8 protein-coding genes and 1 pseudogene are annotated in these 11,706 nt (G+C 66.6%); 8 read left to right on the top strand and 1 reads right to left on the bottom strand.

Going from position 1 to position 11,706, the window contains the following annotated elements; translation table 11 throughout:
• From DU475_RS09975 to DU475_RS09960, 4 genes and pseudogenes are all read left to right on the top strand, one after another.
• Positions 1 to 172: pseudogene (locus DU475_RS09975) on the top strand (acyl-CoA carboxylase subunit beta); the annotation flags it as partial.
• Positions 169 to 2,154: an acetyl-CoA carboxylase biotin carboxylase subunit gene (locus DU475_RS09970; RefSeq protein WP_283812076.1), complete on the top strand. Its 1,986-nt coding sequence runs from the start codon at positions 169 to 171 to the stop codon at positions 2,152 to 2,154. The pseudogene DU475_RS09975 and the gene DU475_RS09970, both read left to right, overlap by 4 nt.
• Before the next feature lie 9 nt (positions 2,155 to 2,163).
• Positions 2,164 to 2,943, top strand: coding sequence for an enoyl-CoA hydratase/isomerase family protein (locus tag DU475_RS09965; protein WP_164632016.1), 780 nt, complete (start codon positions 2,164 to 2,166; stop codon positions 2,941 to 2,943).
• Between the two features lie 217 nt (positions 2,944 to 3,160).
• On the top strand, positions 3,161 to 4,699 hold the full coding sequence (locus tag DU475_RS09960; RefSeq protein WP_164632014.1) for an AMP-binding protein: 1,539 nt from the start codon (positions 3,161 to 3,163) through the stop codon (positions 4,697 to 4,699).
• Positions 4,700 to 4,854: 155 nt separating this feature from the next.
• On the opposite strand, the gene DU475_RS09955 is transcribed toward DU475_RS09960, so the two are convergent.
• Positions 4,855 to 6,123, bottom strand: coding sequence for a serine hydrolase domain-containing protein (locus DU475_RS09955; RefSeq protein WP_164632012.1), 1,269 nt, complete (start codon positions 6,121 to 6,123; stop codon positions 4,855 to 4,857).
• 232 nt (positions 6,124 to 6,355) lie between these two features.
• Here DU475_RS09955 and DU475_RS09950 point away from each other — a divergent pair, with 232 nt between their 5' ends.
• From DU475_RS09950 to DU475_RS09935, 4 genes are all read left to right on the top strand, one after another.
• The gene (locus DU475_RS09950; protein ID WP_047307516.1) at positions 6,356 to 7,267 is read left to right on the top strand and encodes an intradiol ring-cleavage dioxygenase; all 912 of its coding nucleotides are present in this window, start codon (positions 6,356 to 6,358) and stop codon (positions 7,265 to 7,267) included.
• A 12-nt stretch (positions 7,268 to 7,279) separates the two neighbouring features.
• Positions 7,280 to 8,125: an aldo/keto reductase gene (locus DU475_RS09945; protein WP_164632010.1), complete on the top strand. Its 846-nt coding sequence runs from the start codon at positions 7,280 to 7,282 to the stop codon at positions 8,123 to 8,125.
• Between the two features lie 185 nt (positions 8,126 to 8,310).
• On the top strand, positions 8,311 to 9,255 hold the full coding sequence (locus DU475_RS09940) for a DMT family transporter (RefSeq protein ID WP_047307518.1): 945 nt from the start codon (positions 8,311 to 8,313) through the stop codon (positions 9,253 to 9,255).
• A gap of 239 nt (positions 9,256 to 9,494) precedes the next feature.
• Positions 9,495 to 11,474 carry a putative bifunctional diguanylate cyclase/phosphodiesterase gene (locus DU475_RS09935; protein ID WP_246700294.1) on the top strand — a complete coding sequence of 660 codons (1,980 nt, stop codon included), beginning with the start codon at positions 9,495 to 9,497 and terminating at the stop codon, positions 11,472 to 11,474.
• Positions 11,475 to 11,706: the final 232 nt, after the last annotated feature.

Here is an 11,706-nt window from a genome sequence, read left to right as displayed (position 1 = left end):
CGCGGTGTTCAACGGCCAGATTGACGTGTTCGGGACCTCGGGGCGGATGCTCGACGACGGCGTGATCGATCCCCGCGACACCCGCGCGGTGCTGGCCGAAGTGCTGGCGATCTGCCGCGAGAGCGAAGCGCGCGAGCCGCAGCGCATGCAGTTCGCGGTGTCCCGGCCATGAGTGTGACCCGTATGTTGAAGCTGACGCCGTTTTCCAAGATCCTGATCGCCAACCGCGGCGAGATCGCGCTGCGGGTGATGCGCAGTGCCCGCCGGCTCGGCTATGGCGTGGTGGCGGTGTATTCCGACGCGGATGCCGACGCCGCCCATGTCCGTGCCGCGGACGAGGCGGTGGCGATCGGCGGCGCGCAGCCGTCTCAGTCCTACCTGAACATTCCGGCGATCATCGCGGCGGCGAAGACCGCCGGCGCCGACGCGGTGCATCCCGGCTACGGCTTTCTCGCCGAGAACGAGGACTTTGCGGCGGCGTGCCGCGACGCGGGGCTGGTGTTTATTGGGCCGTCGGCGGAATCGATCGCCGCGATGGGCAACAAGGCCGGTGCCAAGGAGATCATGCTGAAGGCCGGCGTGCCCTGCGTGCCGGGCTATCAGGGCGAAGATCAAAGCGACGCCGCGATGATCCGCGAAGCCGAGCGGATCGGTTTTCCGATCATGATCAAGGCGGTCGCCGGCGGCGGTGGCCGCGGCATGCGGCTGGTCAAGGACGCCGCGGCGCTGCCCGACGCGTTGCGCAGCGCGCGCTCCGAAGCGCAAAGCGCGTTCGGCGATCCGACCGTAATCCTTGAGCGCGCGATCCTGCAGCCGCGCCATATCGAGATTCAGGTGTTCGGCGATCGCTACGGCGCTGCCGTCCATCTCGGCGAGCGCGACTGCTCGGTGCAGCGCCGCCATCAGAAGCTGATCGAGGAGGCGCCGTCGCCGGCGGTCTCGGACGTGCTTCGCGAGCAGATGGGCACCGTCGCGGTGAACGCCGTCAAAGCCATTGGCTACGAGGGCGCCGGCACGCTGGAATTCCTGCTCGACGCCGAAGGCAACTTCTACTTCATGGAGATGAACACCCGCCTGCAGGTCGAGCATCCGGTGACCGAGGCGATCACCGGGCTCGATCTGGTCGAACTGCAGCTCCGCATCGCCGCCGGCGAACCGCTGCCGCTGCGCCAGGACGACGTGACGTTCAAGGGCCACGCGATCGAGGTGCGGCTGTGTTCGGAGGATGCCGATCACGACTTCATGCCGCAATCGGGCAGGATGGCGCTGTGGCGGATGCCGGCCGAGCTGCGCGTCGAGCATGCGCTGCAATCGGGCGCGGAGATCCCGCCGTATTACGACTCGATGATCGCCAAGGTCATTGCGGTCGGCGCCAGCCGTGACGAAGCGCGGCGCAAGCTGATCCACGGCCTCGACGGCACCATCGCGTTCGGCGTCACCACCAATCGCGGCTTCCTCGCCGCCTGTCTGCGCCACAAGGCGTTCGCGGCCGGCGAGGCGACCACGGCGTTCATCGCGGCGCACCGCGACGAGCTGGTGCGGGCGCTGCCGGACGATGCGGTGCCGGCCGCTGCGGTCGCCGCGCTGCTGCTCTACGTCACCGATCCCTACGCCCCGCCGCATCGGCCCGGCCGGTCGCTGGCGGCGGTGTTTCCGACCCGGCTCAAATTCGAGCTCGACGGCGCGGAGCAGGCCTGCGAGGTGGTGCGCGAACGCGACGGCAGCTACGTCGTCACGCAGGACGGGCAGCCGATCAGCTTCGTGATCGAGGAGTTGTCGGCGAACGGCATCCGCTTCCAGGCCAAGGGCCTCGGCGAGTCCGCGGTGTTTCACCGCGCCGGTGACCGGCTGTTCGTGCAGCGCCTCGGCGTGCAGAACAGCATTGTGGATCTCACCCGTGCGGCGCCGCAGAGCGCGGCGCGCGGTGGCGGCGACGGCAAGCTGCGCGCGGCGCTCAATGGCCGCGTCGTCGCGGTGCTGGTCAAGGCCGGCGACCGCGTCGAGGCCGGCCAGCCGGTGCTGACGCTGGAAGCGATGAAGATGGAGCATGTGCATACGGCGCCCGGCTCTGGCATCATCTCAATCGATGTCGCCGAAGGCGAGCAGGTCACCGCCGGCCGCATCGTCGCCGAGATCCAATCCGCTGCCGAGTGAGAGACTGCCATGAGCAACGACGCCGTGATCATCGACAAGCGCGACAATGCGCTTTGGATCACCATCAACCGTCCCGACAAGCGCAATGCCATCAACGCCAGCGTGGTCGAGGGCATCACCCGTGGTTGGAAGCAGGCGCATGACGATGCCGAGGTGCGGGTGATCGTGCTCACCGGCACCGGCGACAAGGCGTTCTGCGCCGGTGCCGACCTGCAATCGACCGGGGCGGCGTTCTCGTTCGATTTCTCCAAGCCGAATGTCGATTATGCCGATCTGCTGCGGCTGGCGCAGAATTCGACCAAGCCGTCGATCGCCCGGGTCAACGGCACCTGCATGGCCGGCGGCATGGGGCTGTTGTGCATGACCGACATGGCGGTCGCCGCCGACAATGTCGTGTTCGGCCTGCCCGAGGTGAAGGTCGGGGTGTTTCCGATGCAGGTGATGAGCCTGCTGCAGGACATCGCGCCGCGCCGGCTGATCGCCGAATGGGCGCTGACCGGCGAGCCGTTCGATGCGCAAGCCGCACTTGCGGCCGGGCTGCTCAACTACGCGGTGCCGACGGCTGAGCTCGACGCCAAGGTCGACTGGCTGGCGAAGCGGCTGACCGACAAATCGCCGACCGCGATCCGCCGCGGCAAATACGCGATGCGCGCGATCGCCGCGATGTCGTTCGACGAGAGCATCGCCTACACCGAAAGCCAGATCGCACTGCTTGCGATGACCGAGGACGCCAAGGAAGGCCTGAGAGCCTTCGCCGAGAAGCGCAAGCCGGTGTGGCCGGGGAAGTGACCGCCGCAGGCGGTCATTCAGGGGGCGCACAACTTTCCTCGAGTCATTCCGGGGCGTCCGCCGCAGGCGGACGAACCCGGAATCTCAGCCGTGCCTTGAACATCGAGATTCCGGGTTCGCGAGCTGTCGCTCGCGCCCCGGAATGACGAGTGGATGGTGTGATGACCTTACAGCCACGGCGCAGCAAGCGGCGGGCGCGAAGCGAGGGAGGACGACGATGCTGGCATCCGAGATGATCCGGCGCGGCGCGGTGTATCACGGGCCGAAGACGGCGGTGATGTTCGGCGATCAGCGCATGACCTTCACCGAGGTCGACCTGTTGTCGAACCGGATCGCCAACGTCTTCATCGACACCTTCAAGCTCGAGGTCGGCAGCCGGGTCGGGATGCTGCTGAACAATTCGATCTACACGCTGCCGATCGATTTCGGCTTCGTCAAATCGCGGCTGTCGCGGGTGCCGCTGAACTCGCGGCTGTCGCTGGTCGAACAGCAGCAGATGCTGGAAGGCGCCGGGGTCTCGATCCTGATCCACGGTACCGACCTGACCGAGCGGGCGCGCGAGCTGGCGCAGGCGATGCAGGGCCTGAAGCTGATCAGCATCGGCAGCGCGGATGCGGACGATCTGCTGCAGCTCGCCAAGGCGCAGTCCGAAGCGCCGCCGGCGCGGCGCTGCGAGCCGGACGACATCGTCATCACCATCTTCACCTCCGGCACCACCGGCAAGCTCAAGGCGGTCGAGCACACCCAGGCGAGCTGGGCGGCGATGGCCACCAACGTGCTGATCAACATGGAGGTCGGCGAGGGCGACGTGATGCTGCACGCCGCCTCGATGATCCACGCCTCGGGCTGTTTCATCGTGCCGTATTGGCTGCGCGGCGGCGTCGCCGCGGTGCTGCCCGGCTTCACGCCGGCGAGCTATCTGGACGCGGTCGAGCGCTGGAAGCCGACCGCGCTCAATCTGGTGCCGACCATGATCGGCATGCTGCTCGATCATCCCGGCATCGAGCAGGCTGACTTCTCCAGCGTCAAGAGCATCATCTACGGCGCCTCGCCGATGCCGCGGCCGGTGATGCAGCGGGCGCTGAAGCTGTGGGGCCCGCGGTTTGCGCAATATTACGGCCAGTCCGAAGCGCCGATCTTCATCACCCACCTGACCAAACAGGATCACGTCGGGCCGAAGGCGGAGCAGCGGCTGGCGTCCTGCGGTCGGCCGTCGATCGACTGCGAAGTCAAGCTGGTCGATGAGGCCGGCGAGGAGGTCGCGCCCGGCGAGGCCGGCGAGATCGCGCTGCGCACGCCGTTCGCGATGAAGGGCTATTACAACGCGCCGGAGCTGAACGCGCAGATGTTTCTGCCGGGCGGCTGGCTGCGCACCCGCGACGTCGGCCGCTTCGACGAGGACGGCTATCTGTATCTGGTCGACCGCACCTCCGACATGATCGTGTCCGGCGGCTACAACGTCTATCCGCGCGAGGTCGAGGACGCGCTGGCGGCGCATCCGGCGGTGCGCGAGGTGGTGGTGGTCGGCCTGCCGGACGATAAATGGGGCGAGAGCGTCGCGGCCTTCGTGGCACTGCGCCAGGGCGCCAGTGCCGAGGAGGCCGAACTGATCGCCTTCGCGCGGGAGCGGGTGGCGAGCTACAAGGTGCCGAAGCAGGTCCGCTTCATCGACGAGGTGCCGAAGAGCCCGGTCGGCAAGCTGCTGCGCCGCGCGGTGCGGGATCCATTCTGGCAGGGGCGGGAGCGCAAGATTTGAGGCTGCGCGGTTATCGCGCTCCGCTCTCTCCGCGTCATTCCGGGGCGCTCACGAAGTGAGCGAACCCGGAATCTCTGCGGTGCACTGAAGGTCGAGATTCCGGGTTCGCGAGCTGCGCTCGCGCCCCGGAATGACGAAGCGGAGGCTGTGCTAGGCTACACGTTGCTCTGCGTGATCGCGCTGTACACCAACGTACGCAGTTCGCGGCGGATCGGGTAGGCGCTGGAGGGGATGAGCTGGGTCATGAAGATGGTGATCAGCTCTTCGGCCGGATCGATCCAGAACGCGGTCGAGGCGGCGCCACCCCAATAATATTCGCCGGCCGAGCCCGGCAGCAGCGTCAGCGCCGGGTTCATGTTGACGGCGAAGCCGAGCCCGAAGCCGATGCCGGCATTGGTGGCTTCGGAGAACATCGACAGCGACATCTGGGTCAGGTCGCGATTGCCGGGCAAATGATTGCTGGTCATCAGCTTCAGCGTCTTCGGGCCGATCAGCCGGACGCCGCCGAGCTCGCCGCCGTTGAGCAGCGCGCGGCAGAAGGTGAGATAGTCGGCGGTGGTCGACACCAGGCCGCCGCCGCCGGAGATCAGCGCCGGGGGGCTCAAGAAGCTCGAGGTTTCCGGATCGTCCGACAGCGTCATGCCGCCTTTGCCGTCGGCGGTGTAGCAGGCGGCGAGCCGCTGCGCCTTGGCGGGCGGCACGTAGAAGTCGGTGTCGGTCATGCCGAGCGGATCGAGGATGCGCTGCTTGACGAATTGCTCGAACGGCATGCCGCTGATCTTCTGCACGATGTAGCCGATGATGTCGGTCGACACCGAGTAGTTCCAGGCGTCGCCGGGCGAGAACTCCAGCGGGATCTGCGCCAAATCGGCGATCCAGGAATCCAGCGTCCCGGCCTTCTCGAACGCGCCGATGCCCTTGTCGCGATAGGCGGCGTCGATATTGGTGCGGTTCTGGAAGCCGTAGGTCAGGCCGGAGGTGTGGCGCAGCAGGTCGACCACCTGCATCGGCCGCGCCGGCGGCTTGGTCAGGAAATACGGCGCGATGCCGGCCTGGAACACGCCGAGATTGGCCCATTGCGGGATGTACTTGACCACCGGATCGTCGAGCTGCACCCGGCCTTCCTCGAACAGCATCATCAGCGTCACCGAGGTGATCGGCTTGGTCATCGAATAGATGCGGAAGATGGTATCGTCGCGCACCGCGACCTTGCGTTCGACGTCGGCGAAGCCGAGCGAGGACTGGTACACGATCTGTCCGCGGCGATACACCAGCGTCTGGGTACCGGGCAATTTGCCGGAATCGACATACAGGCGCCGCAGATGGTCGTCGATCCGGCGCAGCGCGGCCTCGGACATTCCGGCGCTGGCGGCCGATCCGATGGTCGGCGTCGAGGATTGGGCAAGTGCGGCTTGGCTCGGCATCGCTTCACTCCTTAAAGATCGTGGATCGTCCGGTTGGCGGTCCCGGATTCTGGGATGGTTCGCTCGGGCGCCTTTGATATCGGAAAACCGTGACGCGTCCTATCGGCCGCGTGCGGATCGGCGGAGCGCGCAGGTCTCTCCTTCCGCGCATGCCGGCCTTCCGCGGCTGCGCTTACCGCGACGGGAAGCATGGTGTACCGTCGCCGCCTCTCCAACGACATCTGAGCGCGATATGCCTCAATTCGACGAGACCGACCTCACCGAGGCGGTCGTCAAGAGCTTCGACGAAACCCCCGATCCGCGCATGAAGCTGTTGATGCGCGAACTGGTGCGCTCGCTGCACGATTACGTCCGCCGCACCGGCCTGACCTTCGAGGAATGGGAGAAGGCGATCGATTTTCTCACCCGCACCGGGCAGAAGTGCACGCCGAGCCGGCAGGAATTCATCCTGCTGTCGGATGTGCTCGGGGTTTCGATGCTGGTCGATGCCGTCAACCACCGTGACCGCGCCGGCGCGACGCAGACGACGGTGCTCGGACCATTCTATGTCGGCGAGCACAGGCCGATGCTGCGCGGCGCCGACATTTCTCAAGGCGTCGACGGCGAGCCGATGTATGTCGAGGCTCGCATCACCGATCTCGACGGCGCGCCGATCGCCCAGGCCGCGGTCGACGTCTGGCACGCCGACGACGACGGCTTCTACGATTCCCAGAAACCCGGCTATGCCGAGCGCGGCCCGTCGCTGCGGGCGCGGTTCACCACCGATGCGGACGGCCGCATCGCGTTCCGCACCATCCTGCCGTGCAGCTACCCGATCCCGATCGACGGCCCGGTCGGCGACCTGATCCTGGCAGCGCGGCGGCATCCGATGCGGCCGGCGCACGTGCATTTTCTGATCAGCGCTCCTGGTTTCGAGCCGCTGGTCACCCATGTCTTCGTCGAAGGTGATAAATATCTGGAATCCGACGTGGTGTTCGGGGTCAAAGAGGAACTGATTTCCAACGTGGAATTGCGCAATGATGCGGTGATGCCCGATGGCCGCGCAGCCGCGGGACCGTGGCATTTGATGACCTACGAGTTCCGGCTGAAGCCGGGCCAGGGCGCCGCGCCGCGGCCGATGATGGCGAGCACGGCGTCATCGTGATGGGAGTGGATGGTGACTGGGGACATGCGCAGATTCGGCCGGATGGGGCCGAAGCTGGCGCCGATCGGGCAGGGCACCTGGTACATCGACCAGGGTGACCGCGCGTCGGCGATCGCCGCGCTGCGGCGCGGCCTGGATCTCGGCCTGACGCATATCGACACCGCCGAGATGTACGGCGACGCCGAGCCGCTGGTCGCCGAGGCGATCGCCGGCCGGCGCGACGAGGTGTTCCTGGTTTCCAAAGTGTTACCGGGCAACGCCTCCCGCCGCGGCACCATCGCGGCCTGCGAGCGCTCCCTGGCGCGGCTCGGCACCGACCGGCTCGACTGCTATCTGCTGCATTGGCGCGGGCATTATCAGCTCAGCGAGACGGTGGCGGCGTTCGAGGAGCTGGTTGCCGCCGGGAAAATTCTGTCATGGGGCGTCAGCAATTTCGACGCCGGCGATTTGCGCGAGCTGCACCGGATCGCCGGCGACGGCAAGATCGCCTGCAATCAGGTGCTGTATCATCTGCTCGAGCGGGCGATCGAACACGCCGTGATTCCGTGGTGCGAAGCTCATGGCGTCGCGGTGACGGCGTATTCGCCGTTCGGTCACGACGAATTTCCGGCGCCGCGCAGTCCGGCCGGTCGCCTGCTGCAGAGCATCGCCGATGCTCATGGCGCCAGCCCGCGTCAGGTGGCGCTGGCGTTTCTGACCCGGCGGCCGTCGGTGTTCGCCATCCCGAAGGCGTCCAGCATAATCCACGTCGCGGAAAATGCCGCCGCAGCCGGGCTGCAGCTCGCCGACGACGAGATTGCCGCGATCGACCAGGCCTGCCCGCTCGGGCCTGAGCCGGCCAGCCTGCCGATGTTGTGAGCTGCGTGCCCGTGCTGGGACGAGGTGCTGAGCACCCGTCGGCGCGGGGACCGGCCGCATGACCGAGTCGCGATTTCGGCACTTGTGCCGGCGCGGCGAACATCGTTTTGTCGGATTGTTAGTAGATCGGATCTCCGCCCGCGGAGCCGCCCCGCCTTCTGTCATCCCCAAAGCGTTATCGAGCCTTGACCGTCACCTCGCCAAGTAACGACGCCGTGCGCCGGCTGACCCATCGCCATGCCGACCACCCGCTGCGCGGTATCGCGCTGATCGTCGGCTCGACGGTGTTTCTCGCCTGCTCGGATACGCTGGCCAAATATCTCGGCCGGACGCTGCCGCCGGTCGAGATCGGCTGGATCCGGTTTCTGGTGTTCGTGCTGATCATGATCCCGGTGGCGCTGGCCTCCAAGGAGGCGCCGCTGCGCTCGGCGCGGCCGAAGCTTCAGGTGCTGCGCGCGCTGGCGCTGGTGGCGTCGTCGGTGCTGTTCATCACCGGTTTGCAGTTCCTCCCGATCGCCGAGGCCTCGGCGACCTCGTTCGTGGCGCCGCTGTTCGTCACTGCGCTGTCGATTCCGCTGCTCGGCGAGCACGTCGGCATCCGGCGCTGGATCGCGACGCTGGTCGGCCTCGTCGGCGTGCTGATCGTGATCCGGCCGGGCTCGGCGGCGTTCGATCCTGCGGTCGTTCTGCCGATCCTGTCGGCGCTCGGCTGGGCGCTGACGCTCACCTTGACGCGGATGATCAGCGGTGCCGATCGCGCCGTGGTGACGATGTCGTTCTCCGCGGTGGTCGGATTCGTCACCCTGAGCGCGCTGGTGCCGTTCGTCTGGGTGACGCCGAGCTGGCACGACATCGGCATTGGCCTGCTGGTCGGGCTCGCCTCGACGATGGGGCAGTGGGTGGTGGTGCTGGCCTATCGTTATGCGGACGCCTCGGTGCTGGCGCCGTTCACCTATAGCCAGCTCGTCTGGGTCTCGTTTCTCGGCTTCGGTGTGTTCGGCGAAGTGCCGGATCTGTGGACCTTCGCCGGCGCCGCGGTGATCATCGGAAGCGGCATCTATACGGCGCATCGCGAGAGACTGCGCCGCCGGCAGCCGGCCCTGCCTTCGGAGCCGTATCCGAGCCCGTGAGCTGACGCAGCAACGGCGTCGCGCACGACGTCGCCGTCATCGCTTGCCGGCTGCACGCTGCAATATTCCCGGTTTTATGAGTAGTGGTTGCGGCGCGGCGTTCGGCCCCTGCAGCTTCGGGCAATTCTGTGACCGCTTTAAGCATTAGGCAAAACCCGGATGCCAGAGTGCGAAGCGAAAGCAGGTTCCAATCGCCGATGGCCGAACTATCTTCCGCACCTAGCGCCCACTCGTTGGGAATGATCGCCCTGGCTGCCGTGCTGTGTGCGCTCGGCGTCGTCGCGAGCTATGGCGGGCTGCGCAGCATCCGGGTCAGCGAAGGCAAGTTGCGTCGGCATTGGATGTGGGCCACCGCCCCAGCGGCGACGAGCGCGGTCGCCGCTGCTGCCGCACTGGCGCTGCTGGTCGCCTCGGACGCGCCGTCGGCGCCGATCTGGGCACTAGGGCTGATGACCGGCTCGGTGATCGCCACCACCTGCTTTGGGATGATGGCGGTGTGGCTGAATTTGCTCGCCGGCCGCCGCACCCGCCTGACCTTGGCCGAGCGTGACATGCTGCTCGACGCGATCGTCAACGATACAGCGCGTGGCTTTTGTCTGTTCGACGCCGGGGGCAGGTTGCAGCTCTGGAACGAGGCGTTCCTCGACATCTACGGAATCCCGCCCGGCCGCGATATCGCCGGTAAAAGCCTGCTTCGGATACTGGCGCTGATGCGTAGTGCCGGCAACTTCGTCACTGACCCGGGACAACTGATCGAGTTGCGCGCGGCGCTGGTCTCCCGCGGTCCGACCAGCGTGGTGGCCGATTTGCGCGACGGGCGGCACATCCGGATCCACCTGAAGCGTCTGCCGAACGGCGGCTGGATCGCCAAGCATGTCGATATTACCGATCACAAACAGGCCGAGCAGCGTTTCGCCTATCTGGCGCTGCACGACGTCGCCACCGGTCTGCCCAATCGTGCCGCCTTCAACGAGCGGATCGTGGCAAGCGTCGAACAGGCCCGCCGGTTCGACGCCAGCTTTGCGGTGATCCGGCTCGGCATCGACCGCTTCAAGGAGATCAACGACGTGTTCGGCCAAGCGGTCGGCGATGCGGTCCTGGCCGAGATGGCGCGGCGCCTCGCCGATACCTGCCATTGGGGCTTTCTGGCCCGGCCCGGCGGCGACGAGTTTTCGATCGTCACACCGCCGGACGCTGCGGCGGACTCGATCCAGGACGTCTGCCTGCAACTGGCCCGGTTGTGCGATTCCGAATTCGAGGTCGACGGCCACCGGATCAGAGTCGGCGCGACCGCCGGCGTCAGCGTCTATCCGCGCGACGGCGAGGATGCCGATGCGCTGATCGCTCATGCCGACGTTGCGCTGTATCGCGCCAAGACCGAGCAGCGCGGCACAGTGTGTCTGTTCGAGCCGGCGATGGACCTGCAGATCCGCGAAAAGCGCGCGCTGCAGCGCGAGCTCGCGGTGGCGCTGGAGCAGCGGCAGTTCGAAATCCACTACCAGCCGCAAGCGACTACGTCCGGTGAGATCGTGGGCTTCGAGGCGCTGCTGCGGTGGCGTCATCCGATCCGGGGCATGGTGTCGCCGGCGCTGTTCGTGCCGCTGGCCGAAGAGACCGGGCAGATCGGACCGATCGACGAATGGGTGCTGCGCAGCGTCTGTACCGAGGCGGCGTCGTGGGCCAAGCCGCTGGCGATCGCCGTCAACTTCTCGCCGCTCGATTTCCGTCGTCTCGACGTGCCGGCGCTGATTCTGCAAGTCCTGCTGGAGACCGGGCTGGAGCCGTCACGGCTCGAGATCGAAATCACCGAAGGCGTGCTGATCGACGACTTTTCCGGCGCGATCGCGATCCTGCGCAAGATCAAGAATCTCGGCGTACGCGTCGCGATGGACGATTTCGGTGCCGGCTATTCGTCGCTGTCGTACCTGCAATCGTTTCCGTTCGACAAGATCAAGATCGATCAGGCGTTCACTCGCAAGCTCGAGATCAACCCGGAAACGGCCGCGATCGTCGAAGCGATCCTCAGCCTGGCGCGCACGCTGAAACTGCCGGTGATCGCCGAAGGCGTCGAGACCGAAAGCCAGCTCGCGTTCCTGGCCCGTGCCGGCTGCGACGAAGTGCAGGGCTATCTGATCGGGCGGCCGCAGCCGATCACGCATTACCGTGCCCTCACTGCCGGCGAGCCGATGGGTGCGGCGCGGGTCGCCAAAGCCGTTTGATGTTGCGTTGCAGCAGGATCGCTGCAATTTCCGTCTGATGGTAGAAGGTCTCCACCGATCACGCCGCACACGCGCAATTGTGCGACCATGCCTTGCGACGTGGATGCCGGTGAATTTATATGCAGTTCCCGCACATGGCGGTGGTCGATAGTCGGACCTTGCATCGAGGCGAGCGTCTCGCGCAACGGCACCGATCCTGATCACACTCACCACCAACCACCCGCGATCAAGC

The sequence above is a fragment of the Rhodopseudomonas sp. WA056 genome, assembly GCF_010906995.1.
Classification (GTDB): Bacteria; Pseudomonadota; Alphaproteobacteria; order Rhizobiales; family Xanthobacteraceae; genus Rhodopseudomonas; species Rhodopseudomonas palustris_G.
Note: the sequence above shows the minus strand (reverse complement) of the source record. Positions and strands in the feature narration are given on the sequence as shown.

What these genes read in the sequence shown, in the direction of transcription:
- DU475_RS09970 (WP_283812076.1), top strand. Translation starts at nt 169, where the DNA reads ATGAGTGTGACCCGTATGTTGAAGCTGACGCCGTTTTCCAAGATCCTG.
- DU475_RS09965 (WP_164632016.1), top strand. Translation starts at nt 2,164, where the DNA reads ATGAGCAACGACGCCGTGATCATCGACAAGCGCGACAATGCGCTTTGG.
- DU475_RS09960 (WP_164632014.1), top strand. Translation starts at nt 3,161, where the DNA reads ATGCTGGCATCCGAGATGATCCGGCGCGGCGCGGTGTATCACGGGCCG.
- DU475_RS09955 (WP_164632012.1), bottom strand. Translation starts at nt 6,123, where the DNA reads ATGCCGAGCCAAGCCGCACTTGCCCAATCCTCGACGCCGACCATCGGA.
- DU475_RS09950 (WP_047307516.1), top strand. Translation starts at nt 6,356, where the DNA reads ATGCCTCAATTCGACGAGACCGACCTCACCGAGGCGGTCGTCAAGAGC.
- DU475_RS09935 (WP_246700294.1), top strand. Translation starts at nt 9,495, where the DNA reads ATGATCGCCCTGGCTGCCGTGCTGTGTGCGCTCGGCGTCGTCGCGAGC.